Consider the following 15,336-nt stretch of genomic DNA (forward strand, 5'->3'; position numbering starts at 1 on the left):
AATGGCGGAATGATCCGCCACAAGACTGAGAGAGATAAGACGCGACCCGCCAGAGGCGGGCCGGGACTGCAGGCAGCCTGCCCGGCCTTACGGCCGGACTGGCAGCTTACTTCTTGCGCTGCGGCGGCAGGTCCGTGCAGCTACCCTCGAATACTTCGGCGGCCATGCCGATGGATTCGCCCATGGTGGGGTGCGGGTGAATGGTCTTGGCGATGTCTTCGGCATCGCAGCCCATTTCGATGGCCAGGCAGATTTCACCAATCATGTCGCCGGCGTGCGGGCCGACAATGCCGCCACCAATCACCTGATGGGTAGCCGGATCGAAAATCAGCTTGGTGAAGCCTTCATCACGACCATTGGCAATGGCGCGACCGGACGCAGCCCACGGGAAGACGGATTTCTCCACCTTGATGCCCTGTTTCTTGGCTTCGTCTTCGGTCATGCCCACCCAGGCCACTTCCGGATCGGTATAGGCCACACCCGGAATCACGCGGGCATCGAAGAAGGCCTTGTGGTCAGCGCAGTTTTCTGCGGCAACGTGGCCTTCATGCACGCCCTTGTGCGCCAGCATCGGCTGACCGACGATGTCACCAATGGCGTAGATGTGCGGCACATTGGTGCGCTGCTGCTTGTCCACCGGGATGAAACCGCGGTCAGTCACGGCCACACCGGCGTTTTCCGCACCAATCAGCTTGCCATTGGGCGCACGGCCGGTGGCATACAGCACCAGGTCGTAGCGTTGCGGTTCTTTCGGTGCCTGCTCGCCCTCGAAGGTGACGTACACGCCGTCTTCCTTCGGCTCGACGGCAACGGTCTTGGTGTTCAGCATGATGTTGTCGAAGCGGTGGGCATTCCACTTCTGCCATACCTTGACCAGGTCACGGTCGGCACCCTGCATCAGGCCGTCCAGCATTTCCACCACGTCCAGGCGGGCGCCCAGCGTGGAGTAAACAGTACCCATTTCCAGACCGATGATGCCGCCACCGATGATCAGCATCTTTTCCGGCACGGCTTTCAGTTCCAGCGCGCCGGTGGAGTCCACCACACGCGGATCATCCGGAATGAACGGCAGCTTCACCACGCGCGAACCGGCGGCGATGATGGCGTTCTTGAACTTGACGATGGTTTTCTCGCCGCTCTCTGCACGGCCGTTGCCGGTAGTGACCGACACTTCGATGTGATGCGGGTCGATGAAGCGGCCATTGCCACGTACGATTTGCACCTTGCGCGCCTTGGCCATGCCGGCCAGGCCACCGGTCAGCTTGCCGATGACCTTTTCCTTGTAGCCGCGCAACAGGTCGATATCCACTTCCGGCTTGCCGAACTTGATGCCGTTGGCAGCCAGATGGCTTACTTCGTCAATCACGGCTGCATTGTGCAGCAGGGCCTTGGACGGGATGCAGCCCACGTTCAGGCACACGCCACCCAGGGTGGAGTAACGCTCGACGATGACCACTTTCTGGCCCAGGTCGGCGGCGCGGAAGGCAGCGGAATAACCGCCAGGGCCACCGCCCAGTACCATCACGTCGCATTCGACATCGGCACCGCCCGCGTGGCTGGCGGCCACCGGGGCAGCCTGCGGAGCAAAACCGGCATCGGTGTGAGCAGAGGCCACACCGGTGGTTTCCAGCGGCTTGGCTTCTGCCGGGGCCGCGCTGGCGGCGGCAGCAGCTTCAACGATGACGATCACGTCACCTTCGCTCACCTTGCTGCCCACGGCCACTTTGACTTCCTTCACCACACCGGCAGATTCCGCCGGCACTTCCATGGTGGCCTTGTCGGTTTCCAGGGTGATGAGGCTGTCATCCTTGCTCACCACATCGCCCGGCTTCACAAAGACTTCGATCACGTCCACATTGCTGTGGCCGCCGATATCCGGGACTTTCAGTTCAATCAGATTGCTCATGGCTTTTGGGAGTGGGGAATGGCGAGTAGGGAGTTACTCCACCCGCCATCCACCACCCACTTCCTTTATCAGTTCGTTTTCCCGATGGGGAGCACCTGCCTGCAGCAAGCACGACTCCCCACTCCCTACTCACGATTTCAGAGGATCAGGCGACGCACGTCGGACAGCAGCTTGCCCAGATGCACGGTGAAGCGCGCGGCAGCCGCACCGTCGATCACGCGGTGATCGAAGGACAGCGACAGCGGGCACATCAGGCGCGGTGCGAATTCCTTGCCGTTCCATACCGGCTTGATCTGGCTCTTGCACACACCCAGGATGGCCACTTCCGGCGCATTCACGATCGGGGTGAAGCTGCTGCCACCGATACCACCCAGGCTGGAGATGGTGAAGGTGGCGCCTTGCATGTCGGTCGGCTTGAGCTTGCCTTCGCGGGCTTGCAGCGACAGCTCGGTCAGTTCCTTGGCGATCTGCTTGATGCCCTTCTGGTCGACGTTCTTGATGACCGGTACCACCAGGCCATTCGGCGTGTCGGCGGCAAAGCCGATGTGGTAATACTGCTTGAGCACCAGATTGTCGCCATCCAGCGAGCTGTTGAAGGTGGGGAATGCCTTCAGGGCTTCGGCAGCGGCCTTGATGATGAAGGCCAGCGGCGAAATCTTCAGGCCGGATTTTTCCCATTCCTTGCCGATGGTCTTGCGGAAGTCTTCCAGCTCGGTGATGTCGCACTCGTCGTTGAACGTGACGTGCGGGATCATCACCCAGTTGCGGCTGAGGTTGGCACCGGAAATCTTCTGGATGCGCGACAGCGGCTTGGTTTCGATCGGGCCGAACTTGGCGAAATCCACCTTCGGCCACGGCAGCAGGTCCAGACCCACACCGGAACCAGCAGCGGCGGCCGGGGCGGCAGCCACCGGGTTCTGCAGCACGCTCTTGACGAAGGCCTTCACGTCGGCGTCGATGATGCGACCCTTGCGGCCCGTACCCTTGACGCGGCCCAGGTCCACACCCAGTTCGCGGGCCAGACGGCGTACCGACGGACCGGCATGGGCCTTGGAGAAGCTGGCTTCGTTGATGGCGGGCAGGCTGGCGCTGGCGGCAACCGGTGCAGCAGCGGCAGGCGCAGCGGCGACAGGAGCCGGCGCAGCGGCAGCCGGGGCCGGGGCCGGTGCTGCGGCAGGAGCGACCACCGGAGCAGCGGCAGCAGCAACAGCGCCTTCCACCACCACGATCAGGTCGCCCTGGCTTACCTTGCTGCCAACGGCAACCTTGACTTCAACTACCTTGCCAGCGGCAGTGGCCGGTACTTCCATGGTGGCCTTGTCGGTTTCCAGCGTGATCAGCGAATCGTCCACGCTGATCACGTCGCCCACCTTGACCGATACTTCGATCACGTCCACACCGTTGTGGCCGCCGATATCCGGCACCACGATGTCGATGCGACCGCTGGCAGCCGGTGCGGCAGCCGGTGCGGCAGGCGCTGCAACCGGTGCAGCTGCCGGAGCGGCGGCAACCGGGGCCGGTGCAACAGCAGCTGCCACGGCGGCCGGAGCCGGCGCGGCAGCGCTGGCGCCGACTTCCAGGATGGCGATGACGTCGCCCTCGGAAATCTTGCCGCCAACAGCGACTTTCACTTCCTTGATGACACCGGCAGCTTCAGCCGGCACTTCCATGGTGGCCTTGTCGGTTTCCAGGGTGATCAGCGAGTCGTCCACCGCCACGGTCTGACCGGCGGTGATGAATACTTCGATGATGTCTACATTGCTGTGCCCACCGATGTCGGGCACTTTCAGTTCGATCAGATTGCTCATATGTGTTGGGAGTGGGGAGTGGCGAGTGGGGAGTCCCCACGCCGCGCACTGTCCACTCACTACTCCATGAATTCGTTGGCCTGACTGAGCGGGGCCGGGCATCCACTCCCTACTCCCCACTCCCGTACTCCCGCTGGCTTACGCTTTCCAGCTAGGCAGCTTGTCGGTCTTGATGCCGTACTTGGCAATCGCTTCAGCCACCTTGGCAGCTTCGATCTTGCCTTCGCGGGCCAGGGCGGACAGGGCAGCCACGGCGACGTAGTGACGGTCCACTTCGAAGAACTCGCGCAGCTTGGCGCGGCTGTCGGAGCGGCCGAAACCGTCGGTGCCCAGTACCACGTAGCGACCCGGTACGTATTCGCGAATCTGGTCGGCGTAGTTGCGGATGTAGTCGGTAGCGGCGATCACCGGACCGCTGCGGCCTTCCAGTTGCTGCTCGACAAAGGACTTGCGGGCAGCTTCGGTCGGGTGCAGCAGGTTGAAGCGGGAAGCTTCCATGCCGTCACGACGCAGCTCGTTGAAGGAAGTCACGCTCCAGATGTCGGACGCGATGCCGAAGTCGTTGCGCAGCAGGTCTGCCGCGGCAATCACTTCACGCAGGATGGTGCCGGAGCCCATCAGCTGTACCTTCACCTTGGCGTCGCCGCCGTCCTTCAGCAGGTACATGCCCTTGATGATGCCCTGCTCGGCGCCTTGCGGCATGGCCGGGTGGGTGTAGTTCTCGTTCATCAGGGTGATGTAATAGAACACGTCTTCCTGCTCGGCATACATGCGGCGCAGGCCATCTTGCAGGATGACTGCCAGCTCGTAAGCGAAGGTCGGGTCGTAGGACACGCAGTTCGGGATCAGGCCAGCCTGGATGTGGCTGTGACCGTCTTCGTGCTGCAGGCCTTCACCGTTCAGGGTGGTACGACCGGCAGTGCCACCCAGCATGAAGCCACGGGCGCGCATGTCGCCAGCCGCCCAGGCCAGGTCACCGATACGCTGGAAACCGAACATCGAGTAGTAGATGTAGAACGGAATCATCGGGATGCCGTGGTTGGCGTAGCTGGTCGCTGCGGCAATCCACGAAGACATCGCGCCCGGCTCGTTGATGCCTTCTTGCAGCATCTGGCCGTCTTTGGATTCCTTGTAGAACATCAGCTGGTCGGCATCCTGCGGTACGTAGTTCTGACCCTGGGTGGACCAGATGCCGTACTGGCGGAACATGCCTTCCATACCGAAGGTGCGGGATTCATCCGGCACGATCGGCACGATCTGCTTGCTGATGTTCTTGTCTTTCAGCAGGGTGCCCAGCATGCGCACGAAGGCCATGGTGGTGGAGAACTCGCGCTCACCCGAATCACCCAGCAGGCTGTCGAACACGTGCAGGCCCGGGATGGCCAGCGGGGCCTTCACCGGTTTGCGGGCCGGCAGGTAACCACCCAGCGCGGCGCGGCGTTCACGCATGTACTTCATTTCCGGGCTGTCATCAGCCGGCTTGTAGTACGGCACCTTCGGCAGGTCTTCGTCGGACACCGGAATACCGAAGCGGTCGCGGAATTTGCGCAGGCTTTCGATATCCATCTTCTTGGCCTGGTGGGCAATGTTCTGCGCTTCGCCGGACGAACCCATGCCATAACCCTTGATGGTCTTGGCCAGGATCACGGTCGGACGGCCATTGGCATTGTGGGTGGCTTCGTAGTACGCGGCGTAGACCTTGTGCGGATCGTGGCCGCCACGGTTCAGCGCCCAGATCTCGTCGTCGGACATATTGGCCACCATTTCGCGCAGCTCCGGGTACTTGCCGAAGAAGTGTTCGCGAACGTAGGCGCCGTCTTTGGATTTGAAGGTCTGGTAGTCGCCGTCCACGCATTCGTCCATGCGTTTCTTCAACAGGCCCTTGGTGTCCATGGCCAGCAGCGGATCCCAGCGGCTGCCCCAGATCACTTTCAGCACGTTCCAGCCGGAACCGCGGAAGTCGCCTTCCAGTTCCTGGATGATCTTGCCGTTGCCGCGTACCGGGCCGTCCAGGCGCTGCAGGTTGCAGTTGATGACGAAGATCAGGTTGTCCAGACCTTCGCGCGCGGCCAGGGCGATGGCACCCAGGGATTCCGGTTCGTCCATCTCGCCGTCACCGCAGAAGCACCATACCTTGCGACCCGGCGTGCGGGCCAGGCCACGGCTTTCCAGGTACTTGAGGAAGCGGGCCTGATAGATGGCCATCAGCGGGCCAAGACCCATGGATACGGTGGGGAACTGCCAGAAGTCGTCCATCAGCCACGGGTGCGGATAGGAGGACAGGCCGTTGCCGTCCACTTCCTGACGGAAGCTGTCCAGCTGTTCTTCGGTCAGGCGGCCTTCCAGGAAGGCGCGGGAATACACGCCCGGCGCAATGTGGCCCTGGAAGTACACCAGATCGCCATCCTGCTCGTCGTTCGGCGCGCGCCAGAAATGGTTGAAACCTACGTCATACAAGGTGGCGGAGGACTGGAAGGACGCAATGTGACCACCCAGCTCCAGGTTTTTCTTGCCGGCACGCAGAACCAGTGCAGCGGCATTCCAGCGGTTGATGGAGCGGATGCGGTGCTCCATCTCGTGATTACCGGGGGATTTCTGTTCTTTGCCCACCGGGATGGTGTTCTGGTACGCGGTAGTCGCGTCGAAAGGCAGGTAAGCGCCACGGCGGCGGGTGCGCTCAACCATGGTTTCCAGCAGGAAGTGTGCGCGCTCGGAACCTTCGGTATCCAGAACCGACTCCAGCGCTTCAGTCCACTCCTGGGTTTCCAGGGGATCGATATCGTCAGGGAAGGTTGCAGCCATATCTCATCCTCACATCGGGGTGACCGGGGCCTGGATCAGGTCCAGACCCGCTTTATTGTGTTACCGGATCGAAAACGAAAAAACGAACCGGACTCGTTAGGGACAGATTATAAACGATCACTTTCGCAATAAAAATGTTCATTTATGAAAATGCCCTCTGGTGTTGCGGAGTGTATAGTTTCAGGAGGCAACAGCGGAATAGGCAATTAGGGTTATCACTGAATATTTGCTCCATTTATCAGGATATTGCGCTGCATCATGTTGTTTTTTTGCGATACCGCCCCCTGCAAGGTCTACACCGGTTTATTTCCCCGAATCCTTCCTTTCCTCTTTCAGCAGTTTTTCAACTTCGCGCATGCGCGCCTCGATGGAGGAGCGCAGGTAGAAGTCGTCGCCCTTGGCCTGAGAGGCAAACTGATACTGTTCCAGCGCCGCTTCGTAACGTCGTTCAAAGTAGAAAGCGTTGCCCAGTGCGGCGTGGTAGCGCTGTGGCTCCCGATCCGCATACAGCCTGGCTTCACGGCGGTACAGCGCGGCATCATTCGGATAGCGGCCCTGCAACTGCCGCAGCAGGGCCAGTGCCGCCGTCCGGTTGCCGCTGTCTATAAGGACATCCAGCTCGGCGATTTGCAAGGGCTGGCTGTCCTTGAAGGCCTGCTGGCCACGCCGCAGACTGGCCAGTGCCGCGCCCCAGTCACCGGCTTCGCGCGCGATGGCGGCCTGCTGGCCAAACAACATGGGATCCGCCGGCAAGCGTGCTTCCGCCTTGCCCAGCGCGGTTCTGGCTGCGGCCAGTTGATGGCTGGCTAACTGCGCGCGCGACATGCCATACCACATTGCACCTTCATTGAGATACTGACCTTTATCCAGCATGGTCTGGTAGTAGCGCACCGCCTCATCCGGTGCCAGCACCATGGTGCGCAGCTTTTCCCGTACCAAGAGGTAGGCGGTACTGTCAGCTTTCATTTTTACCGGGTATTCCAGTGCGCGGTTCTGCGCTTCGCTGATACGTTGCGAGGTGACCGGGTGAGTGCGCAGAAAGGCATAGGCATTGTTGTCGCTGTAGCGGTTGGCACTCTCCAGCCGCTGGAAGAAGGCCGGCATGGCGCGCACATCGAAACCGGCTTGCGCCAGATATTGCATGCCGACACGGTCGGCTTCGCGTTCGAAATCGCGTGAAAACGACAACTGATTGGAAATCTGCAGGCCAAGTCCGGCCGACAAGGTACCGATGGATGCCTGGCTGCCGCCGGCACGGGAAGCCAGCACGGCAGCCAGCACCGTGCCCAGCAGTAACAGCGGACTGGTAGCCGAGCTGGCCGCTTGCATGCGGGCAATGTGGCGCTGGGTGATATGGGCGGTTTCATGCCCGACTACCGAGGCCAGTTCGCCCTCGCTCTGGGTGGCCACCACCAGGCCGCTGTTCACCCCCACATAGCCGCCGGGCATGGCGAAGGCGTTGATCTGCTTGTCGTTGACCACAAAGTAGCTCAGCTGCAGGCCGGGTACGCGTACGCTGGCCGACAGACGATGACCCAGGGTGTTGATGTAGTCATTGACTTCGGCATCATCCAGCACGTCGCCGTCATCACGCATGGCACGCATGAAATCGCGCCCGATTCGGGCCTCATCTGCTATCGAGAGCGTGCTATCGGAAATATCGCCCAGATCGGGCAGCGCAGGAAGGTCGGCATAGGCCAGCAGTGGTTGGCTCAGTGCCATGGCCAGCAGGCTGGCAAGCAAAGTCTTTTTCATCTTGGGTGTGAACAGGCAACGGCGATTTGGTTGCAAGCTGACCCTGTAAACCGGTCAGCATCCGGAATTGCCACAGCATAGTCCTGCCGTGGCATGCGGACCAGCACCCGGCCACACTTTCCTGCCACGCGCCAGCACTCAGATCTGATAATCCACCGGTCCGGCCAGATGTTCCCAGGCGGCCTGGGTGGAAAGATGCACCCTGCCGGCAAAGCAATCGGCCAGCCCCGCCCGCAACAGGATGTCCGCCACCGGCCCCTTGACCTCGGCCAGGTGCAATTCCACGCCTGCCTGTTGCAAAGCCTGGTCCAGCCCTTCCAGCATGCTCAACGCGGTGGTATCCACCCGGTTGACCGCACTCATCACCAGCACAACCTGGCGTACCCCGCCCTCCTGCCGCACTCTGGACAGCAGGACCTGGCGTACCTGCCGGGCATTGCCGAAATACAGGCTCTCATCCACGCGCAGCATCAGCACGCCGGGCAGGCTTTCCACCGCATGCCGCAGACAGTTGCGAAAATGGTGCGTCCCCGGCACGCGCCCCAGCACGGCAATATGCGGTCGACTGCTGCGCCACAGCAAGGTGGCCAGCGAAACCAGCACGCCGGCCATGATGCCGCTATCCACCCCCAACAGCAGTACCAGACAAAATGTCAGCAGCCAGGCCACGGCATCCGCACGCTCAGCCAGCCAGGCTCGGCGCAGGCTGGCCAGATTCAGCATGGACAGGAGGGAGGCGATGATGGTGGCCGCCAGTATCGGCAGCGGCAGCAAGGCAAGAGGAGCGGTGGCCAGGAAAATCAGCAACAACATGGCCGCCGCCGTTACCAAGGAGGCCAACGGGGAATTGGCCCCGGCATCGGCATTCACCACCGAGCGGCTCAGCCCGCCAGTCACCGGGAAACCACCGGCCAGCCCGGCGGCGATATTGCACAAGCCCAGCGCCAGCAGCTCCCGGTCCGGGTCCACACTCTCCTGGCGGCGGGCGGCCAGCAACTGGGCCACCGACAAGCCCTGCACATAGTTGATGAGGGCAATGAAGAAGGCCGGCATGGCCAGGTCTGCCAGTTGCGATAGCGGAATGAGCGGCAGTACCGGCGAGGGAAACCCGGACGGAATCGGTCCCACCACCGGCACCTGCCAAGCTGGCGGTAACAAGGTGCCGGCCAGCATGGCCAGTACCGGGATGGCACGCAGCAACACGCTGGCGACAGGTGCAGCGATGCCAAGCCGCTGCAGGGCTGCCGCCCCCCAACGCCGCGACACCAGCAGCAAGCCCAGCACCGCCAGCCCCAGCCACAAAGAAGATGCTTGCCATGCTGCAGCCTGTTCCCACAAGGCCAACAAATAGTGCGGCAGCGCATTGCCGGGCAAATGCAGCCCGCTCAGCGGCCCCAACTGAGACAGCACGATCAACAAGGCAGTGGCCGTGGTAAAAGCCGCCAGTACCGGCTCGGATAGCAGATCGGCAATGAAGCCCAAACGCGCCATGCCCATGATCAACAGAATCAGGCCTGACAGAATGGCCAGCCACAAGGCCAGTGCCAGATAGTCGCTGCTGCCGGCCTCGGCAAAACGCGACAGGGTGGCGGCGGTCAATAGCGAAGTCAACGCCATCGGCCCCACCGACTGGGCATAACCGCGTCCGACGCAGGCATACACCAGCAAAGGGACAATGCTGGCGTACAAACCGGCCTGGGCCGGCAGGCCGGCCAACAAGGCATAAGCCAGGCTTTGCGGGATCAACAGCAGGGTGACCACCACGCCGGCGGTCAGATCGCCAGCCAGCCATTGGCGACGATAGCCCCGCAGCCAGCCTGGCAGCAGGCCGCTCAGGGCAGCCATCGTGACAGCAGGCGTGCCAGCCACATGCCGGCCAGCATGGCGAGGAGGAACATGGCCCCGGCAGGCAGCGCCATGCCGGTCAGGATCAGGGCCGGACCGGGGCAGATACCCGCCAGCCCCCAGCCGATACCAAACAGCACACTGCCCAGCAGCAAGCGCAAGGTCAGCTTGTGCTTGTCGGGCAATTGCATCGGCTCACCCAGCAGGCTGTGGCTTTGCCGTTCGGCACGGCGGAAGGCAAAAAAGGCAATGCCGATGGCACCGGCCATTACCAAGGCCAGGCTGGGGTCCCAGTGGCCGGCAATGTCCAGAAAACCCAGCACCTTGGCCGGATTGGCCATGCCGGACAACAGCAGGCCCAGGCCGAACAGCAGGCCGGCCAGCAGCGCAGAAAGCAGTTTGCTCATGGTCAAGCCCATCCCAGGCAGTGGCGCACGATATACACCGTGAGCGCGGCGCTCAGCATGAAACTGAGGGTGGCCAGCAAGGAGCGCGGCGACAGGCGTGACAGCCCGCACACCCCATGCCCGCTGGTACAGCCAGAGGCCAGCCGGGTGCCGATTCCCACCAGCACGCCCGCCAGCAGCAGGCGCAGCGGCGACACGTCCAGCTGCACGCGCGGCAAATTGCCGATGCACAGCCACCAGAGCGCCGGAGCCAGTAGCAGACCCAGCACAAAAGCCAGCCGCAGCGGCCAGTCGCCAGCACGGTCCAGCAGGCCGCCCACCATGCCGCTGATACCAGCGATACGGCCATTCATCAGCACCAGCCAGCTAGCGGCAAGGCCGATCAGCATGCCGCCAGCCAAGGCCGCTGCCGGGGTAAAGCCTGCCCAGTCGATTTGCATCTGCTTTCCTCTATTCTTGTGACGGCTCGGCTGACGGCGAGGCGCCATCCGCACAGAACACGCCATGCAAGGCCGCCAGCATGGTCATGGCCTCGGCGCTGGCAATGGTGTAGTAAATCCATTTGCCCTCGCGCCGGGTACTGACCAGCCCTTCATTACGCAACACACCCAGTTGTTGCGACAGGGTGGGCTGGCGGATGCCAGTCAGCCCTTCCAGTTCGGAAACGGTTTTTTCACCATCCACCAGTTGGCACAGCAGCAGCAGGCGATCCTCGTTGGCCAGGCTTTTCAGCAAACCCGCCGCACGGCTGGCATTGGCACGCAGTAACATCAAATCCATGTTTTCCGTCCCTAGTGGCCGCAGATCACTGTTTCCGCATGCAGCGGCACAGGATACGGCGCAAATAATAATATATATTATAGTATAATGATTGCAATCAGGCGATGCCTGCAGCGCAAAACCTTATGCCTGCCTTTGCCATGGAGCCCGTCATGCAACAGCCCAAGCTTGCCGCCTTTTTCGACCCTGCTACCGCCACGGTGAGCCATGTGGTGTATGACCAGCCAGGTGGACAGGCGGCCATCATCGACCCGGTGCTGGATTACGATGCCAAATCCGGCCGCACCGCCAGCCGCAGCGCCCGGCAATTGCTGGACTTTCTCCAGCAGCACGCTCTGACACTGCAATGGATTCTGGAAACCCATGCCCATGCCGACCATCTTTCGGCCGCAGCCTGGCTGCAACAGCAGGCTGGCGGGAAGATCGGCATTGGCCGCGGCATCATCCAGGTGCAGGAAATCTTCCGGCCCATCTTCAATCTGGGGGAGGATTTTGCCACCGATGGCAGCCAGTTCGACCACCTGTTTGCCGATAATGAGATTTTTTACATCGGCACCCTGCAAGCAAAGGCCCTGTTTGTTCCCGGCCACACCCCGGCCGACATGGCCTATCAGGTTGGCGATGCCGTTTTTGTCGGCGACACCCTGTTCATGCCGGATGTAGGCAGTGCCCGTTGCGACTTCCCCGGCGGCAATGCGGCCACGCTCTACCACTCGGTACGCAAACTGCTGTCGCTCCCGGACAGCACCCGACTGTTCATGTGTCATGATTACCCGGCCAGCACCCGACCGATTGCCTGGGAAAGCAGCGTGGCGGAACAGAAGCAGCACAATATCCACCTGCATGCGGGCATCGGCGAGGCAGAGTTCGTCAGCCTGCGCCAGGCACGGGACGCCACCCTGGAAATGCCCCAGCTGATTCTGCCGGCCATCCAGATCAATATCCGTGCCGGTCGTTTGCCCCTGCCGGAAAACAATGGGGTGGCTTACCTGAAAATACCGCTGGATATGCTGTAGACTCAAACGTGTGTTTCAAGCCGGGCCTTGCTGTCATGCCATTACCTGATCTCCCCGCCGCGCCGGATGCCTTGCTGGATGAACAGGGCCAGCCCAGATTCGGACGCTATCAGGGCCAGATTGGCCAACTGGACTGGCAGCGCATGCCGTTATCACGCTGGCAGCGCATATTGCGACCGCTGCGGCACAAGCGCTGGCAATACCTGGCGCTGACCCACCCCGACTACATCATCGGCCTGGCGGTGGTGGACGTGGGCTGGACCGGGGCAGCCTTTGCCTATTTGTTCGACCGCCGCGCCGGTCGCCTGCTGGCCGATGTCAGTGCAGAAAGCTTTCCGCGCCATCAGGCCCATGTCTCCGACCACGCCTTTGGCGCAGCCCGCTATGACAGCCCTAAGCTGCGCATCTGCTTTGGCCGCCAGGATGGCTATCTGGCCGTGACGGTCACTTCCGCCCAACTGCAGCTCGCCGCCCATATTTCCGTCAGCCAGCAAACACCGGTATTGGCAGCCATTGCCCCTGGCGACTGGCTGGCCCACTCTACCCATAAATCCGGCGCACTGGAGGTCAGCGGCTTCGCCGACTGCCAGGGCCAGCGGTTTTCACTGGATGGTGCCATTGCCAGCCTGGACTACTCCAATGGCCTGCTAGCGCGGCAAACCGCCTGGCGCTGGGCCAGCGCCCACCGGGCAGGGCTGGGTTTCAATCTGCAACAAGGCTATATGGGCGATGGCGAAAATGCCTTATGGATGGACAGGCAGCTTTTCCCGCTGGCCGGCGTCACATTTGACTACGATCCGGCACAGCCCTTGCGCCCCTGGCAGATACACAGTGATGATGGCCTACTGGCGCTGCAATTCACACCAGAAGGCCTGCGGTCAAAAAATCAGAACCTTCTGATCGCCAGTAGCCGTTATATTCAAGTGATTGGCCGCTTCGATGGCCATATCAGCCACCCAGTCAGCCAGGCGGTGCATGTGGTGCAAAACCTGGCCGGCGTAACCGAAGACCATTTCGCACGTTGGTAATGCCATGACCATCATTATCCGCCCCGCCAATTACCAGGATGTACCCGCCCTGACCGCCCTGACCGAGGAAATGGGTTATCCCTCGGACAGCCAGGCATTGAGTGAGCGGCTGACCATGCTGCTGGGCAGCCCCGACCTGCATCAGCTATGGGTAGCCGAAATCGAAGGCGAAGTAGCTGGCTGGCTGCATGCATTCTGGCGGCCTTTGCTGGAATCGCCTGCCGCGGTGGAAATTGGCGGTCTGGCCGTTGGCCTGCGCTGGCGACGACGCGGCGCGGGCCGCGCGCTGGTGCATGTGGCAGAGCGCTGGGCTCGCACCAAGGGGGCCACCACCGTCACCCTGCGCGCGGCCATCCACCGCGACGAAGCACCGGACTTTTACCAACACCAGGGCTATCAGTTGAGCCCCGGCCAGAAAACCTTCCGCAAACAGCTAGGCGACACCCACTGAAGGGTTTCTCCCCCACGCACCCTCTGTGATCGCCGCATCAACAAAGTTGGCCTGCGGGCCGGAAACTGGTCTACCATAGCCGCGCTGCCGAGCCGGCTGCCATGGCGAAATACCCCTGTTCGCGACTGACAACGTGTTAGCATGGCGCCCCGATTAGAGCATTCAATCTAACCTCAGCCAGGAGATCACGCGCATGGGTGTGCTGAATACCATTCTCGAGCACAATCGGAGCTTCGTCGAAAATCACGAATACGAACAATTCAAGACCGACAAGTTTCCCGACAAGGGTCTGGCCGTGCTCGCCTGCATGGATGCCCGTCTGGTCGAACTCTTGCCCAAGGCCATGGGCCTGAAAAACGGCGATGCCAAGCTGATCAAGAACGCCGGGGCGCTGATTACCCACCCCTGGGGTTCGGTGATGCGTTCCCTCATCGTGGCGGTGTATGAATTGCGTGCCGAGGAAATCTGCGTGGTGGCCCACCGCGACTGCGGCATGCGCGCCATCGACCCCAACAAGATTCTGGCGCATGCCACCGAACGCGGCATCAGCGAAGACACCATCGATACCCTGCGCAATGCCGGCATCGACCTGGACAACTGGCTGAAGGGTTTTGACAATGTGTCGGACAGCGTGCGCCACAGCGTGCAGACCATCCGCAACCATCCGCTGATGCCCAAGGACATTCCGGTACACGGCATGGTGATTCACCCCTCCACCGGCCGCCTGGAGCTGATCATCGACGGCTACACCGGCAAGGCCCCCGTTCACGCATGAACACCGGGGCGGCACTGGGCCTGTTCGGCGGGACTTTCGACCCCATCCACAGCGCCCACCTGCGCATGGCACAGGCTTTTCGCAGCGAATTGTCACTGGACGAGGTGCGGCTGATTCCCGCCGGTCAACCTTACCACCGCGAGCACGGCCCGCATGCCAGCCCGGTACAGCGGCTGGAGATGGTGCGGCTGGCCATTGCCGACCTGCCCGGACTTGCCGTGGATGAGCGTGAAATCCATCGCCACAAACCGGCCTACACCATCGATACCCTGGAAGAAATCCGCGCCGAAATCGGCCCGGAGCGTCCCTTGTGGTGGCTGATCGGTGGCGACTCGCTGGCCAAGCTGCACACCTGGCACCGCTGGGAGGACTTGTTCGCGCTGGCCAATATCGCCGTTGCCCTGCGTCCGGGCTTCAACGAAACCCGGCTGCCGCTTGCCGTGCGCACACAATGGCAACAACGCCAAGTCACTGATTTTTCAAATGGCGCGCCTTCCGGTACAATGCGCCCCCTGGCCCTGCCACCGCTGGACGTATCGGCAACGGCAATACGCCAGCGCCTGCAAAGCGGTGCCGATACCGGCACCCTGCTCAGTGCGCCGGTGCTGGCTTATATCCGCCAGCACAAGCTATATCTCTAAACAAGGCAAGCCAGGCAGACACTGCCGCAGGCCTGTCCCATACAGGGGACAGCGCTTGCCCGTTTTTGCCGCAGGTTGCGGCAAACGCTCTTTACCGGATACCTCTGGCCGCCCAGATGCCG

General features: G+C 61.9%; 13 protein-coding genes. 5 read left to right on the top strand and 8 right to left on the bottom strand.

The genetic code is table 11. From position 1 onward, the window contains the following. Positions 1–106 precede the first annotated feature (106 nt). From lpdA to DLM_RS18980, 8 genes are all read right to left on the bottom strand, one after another. Positions 107–1,906: a dihydrolipoyl dehydrogenase gene (gene lpdA, locus DLM_RS18945; RefSeq protein WP_089082558.1), complete on the bottom strand. Its 1,800-nt coding sequence runs from the start codon at positions 1,904–1,906 to the stop codon at positions 107–109. A 137-nt stretch (positions 1,907–2,043) separates the two neighbouring features. Continuing rightward, positions 2,044–3,714 carry a dihydrolipoyllysine-residue acetyltransferase gene (aceF, locus tag DLM_RS18950; protein ID WP_089082557.1) on the bottom strand — a complete coding sequence of 557 codons (1,671 nt, stop codon included), beginning with the start codon at positions 3,712–3,714 and terminating at the stop codon, positions 2,044–2,046. Between the two features lie 138 nt (positions 3,715–3,852). Then, positions 3,853–6,516: a pyruvate dehydrogenase (acetyl-transferring), homodimeric type gene (gene aceE / locus DLM_RS18955; RefSeq protein ID WP_089082556.1), complete on the bottom strand. Its 2,664-nt coding sequence runs from the start codon at positions 6,514–6,516 to the stop codon at positions 3,853–3,855. Between the two features lie 303 nt (positions 6,517–6,819). After that, positions 6,820–8,271 carry a M48 family metalloprotease gene (locus DLM_RS18960; protein ID WP_089082555.1) on the bottom strand — a complete coding sequence of 484 codons (1,452 nt, stop codon included), beginning with the start codon at positions 8,269–8,271 and terminating at the stop codon, positions 6,820–6,822. Positions 8,272–8,409: 138 nt separating this feature from the next. After that, complete coding sequence (locus DLM_RS18965) at positions 8,410–10,116, bottom strand: SulP family inorganic anion transporter (protein ID WP_231959905.1); 1,707 nt, start codon at positions 10,114–10,116, stop codon at positions 8,410–8,412. Continuing rightward, positions 10,104–10,523 carry a DUF6691 family protein gene (locus DLM_RS18970; protein WP_089082626.1) on the bottom strand — a complete coding sequence of 140 codons (420 nt, stop codon included), beginning with the start codon at positions 10,521–10,523 and terminating at the stop codon, positions 10,104–10,106. Before DLM_RS18970 ends, DLM_RS18965 begins: the two co-directional genes overlap by 13 nt. A 2-nt stretch (positions 10,524–10,525) precedes the next feature. Continuing rightward, positions 10,526–10,963 (bottom strand): YeeE/YedE family protein, encoded by a 438-nt coding sequence (locus DLM_RS18975; protein ID WP_089082554.1) that lies wholly within the window; start codon positions 10,961–10,963, stop codon positions 10,526–10,528. 10 nt (positions 10,964–10,973) lie between these two features. Next, positions 10,974–11,303: an ArsR/SmtB family transcription factor gene (locus DLM_RS18980; RefSeq protein ID WP_089082553.1), complete on the bottom strand. Its 330-nt coding sequence runs from the start codon at positions 11,301–11,303 to the stop codon at positions 10,974–10,976. Positions 11,304–11,455: 152 nt separating this feature from the next. Here DLM_RS18980 and DLM_RS18985 point away from each other — a divergent pair, with 152 nt between their 5' ends. From DLM_RS18985 to nadD, 5 genes are all read left to right on the top strand, one after another. Beyond that, positions 11,456–12,319: an MBL fold metallo-hydrolase gene (locus DLM_RS18985; protein WP_089082625.1), complete on the top strand. Its 864-nt coding sequence runs from the start codon at positions 11,456–11,458 to the stop codon at positions 12,317–12,319. A gap of 35 nt (positions 12,320–12,354) precedes the next feature. Next, positions 12,355–13,347 (top strand): DUF2804 domain-containing protein, encoded by a 993-nt coding sequence (locus DLM_RS18990; RefSeq protein ID WP_089082552.1) that lies wholly within the window; start codon positions 12,355–12,357, stop codon positions 13,345–13,347. 4 nt (positions 13,348–13,351) lie between these two features. Continuing rightward, a complete protein-coding gene (locus DLM_RS18995) occupies positions 13,352–13,798 on the top strand; it encodes a GNAT family N-acetyltransferase (RefSeq protein ID WP_089082551.1) in 447 nt (148 codons plus the stop codon). A 193-nt stretch (positions 13,799–13,991) separates the two neighbouring features. Beyond that, the gene (locus tag DLM_RS19000) at positions 13,992–14,573 is read left to right on the top strand and encodes a beta-class carbonic anhydrase (protein ID WP_089082550.1); all 582 of its coding nucleotides are present in this window, start codon (positions 13,992–13,994) and stop codon (positions 14,571–14,573) included. Then, complete coding sequence (gene nadD / locus DLM_RS19005; protein ID WP_089082549.1) at positions 14,570–15,214, top strand: nicotinate-nucleotide adenylyltransferase; 645 nt, start codon at positions 14,570–14,572, stop codon at positions 15,212–15,214. The genes DLM_RS19000 and nadD overlap by 4 nt, the downstream gene beginning before the upstream one ends. Positions 15,215–15,336 lie beyond the last annotated feature (122 nt).

This window comes from Aquitalea magnusonii, from assembly GCF_002217795.2.
Classification (GTDB): domain Bacteria; phylum Pseudomonadota; class Gammaproteobacteria; order Burkholderiales; family Chromobacteriaceae; genus Aquitalea; species Aquitalea magnusonii_B.

What these genes read in the sequence shown, in the direction of transcription:
- lpdA (WP_089082558.1), bottom strand. Translation starts at nt 1,906, where the DNA reads ATGAGCAATCTGATTGAACTGAAAGTCCCGGATATCGGCGGCCACAGC.
- aceF (WP_089082557.1), bottom strand. Translation starts at nt 3,714, where the DNA reads ATGAGCAATCTGATCGAACTGAAAGTGCCCGACATCGGTGGGCACAGC.
- aceE (WP_089082556.1), bottom strand. Translation starts at nt 6,516, where the DNA reads ATGGCTGCAACCTTCCCTGACGATATCGATCCCCTGGAAACCCAGGAG.
- DLM_RS18960 (WP_089082555.1), bottom strand. Translation starts at nt 8,271, where the DNA reads ATGAAAAAGACTTTGCTTGCCAGCCTGCTGGCCATGGCACTGAGCCAA.
- DLM_RS18965 (WP_231959905.1), bottom strand. Translation starts at nt 10,116, where the DNA reads ATGGCTGCCCTGAGCGGCCTGCTGCCAGGCTGGCTGCGGGGCTATCGT.
- DLM_RS18970 (WP_089082626.1), bottom strand. Translation starts at nt 10,523, where the DNA reads ATGAGCAAACTGCTTTCTGCGCTGCTGGCCGGCCTGCTGTTCGGCCTG.
- DLM_RS18975 (WP_089082554.1), bottom strand. Translation starts at nt 10,963, where the DNA reads ATGCAAATCGACTGGGCAGGCTTTACCCCGGCAGCGGCCTTGGCTGGC.
- DLM_RS18980 (WP_089082553.1), bottom strand. Translation starts at nt 11,303, where the DNA reads ATGGATTTGATGTTACTGCGTGCCAATGCCAGCCGTGCGGCGGGTTTG.
- DLM_RS18985 (WP_089082625.1), top strand. Translation starts at nt 11,456, where the DNA reads ATGCAACAGCCCAAGCTTGCCGCCTTTTTCGACCCTGCTACCGCCACG.
- DLM_RS18990 (WP_089082552.1), top strand. Translation starts at nt 12,355, where the DNA reads ATGCCATTACCTGATCTCCCCGCCGCGCCGGATGCCTTGCTGGATGAA.
- DLM_RS18995 (WP_089082551.1), top strand. Translation starts at nt 13,352, where the DNA reads ATGACCATCATTATCCGCCCCGCCAATTACCAGGATGTACCCGCCCTG.
- DLM_RS19000 (WP_089082550.1), top strand. Translation starts at nt 13,992, where the DNA reads ATGGGTGTGCTGAATACCATTCTCGAGCACAATCGGAGCTTCGTCGAA.
- nadD (WP_089082549.1), top strand. Translation starts at nt 14,570, where the DNA reads ATGAACACCGGGGCGGCACTGGGCCTGTTCGGCGGGACTTTCGACCCC.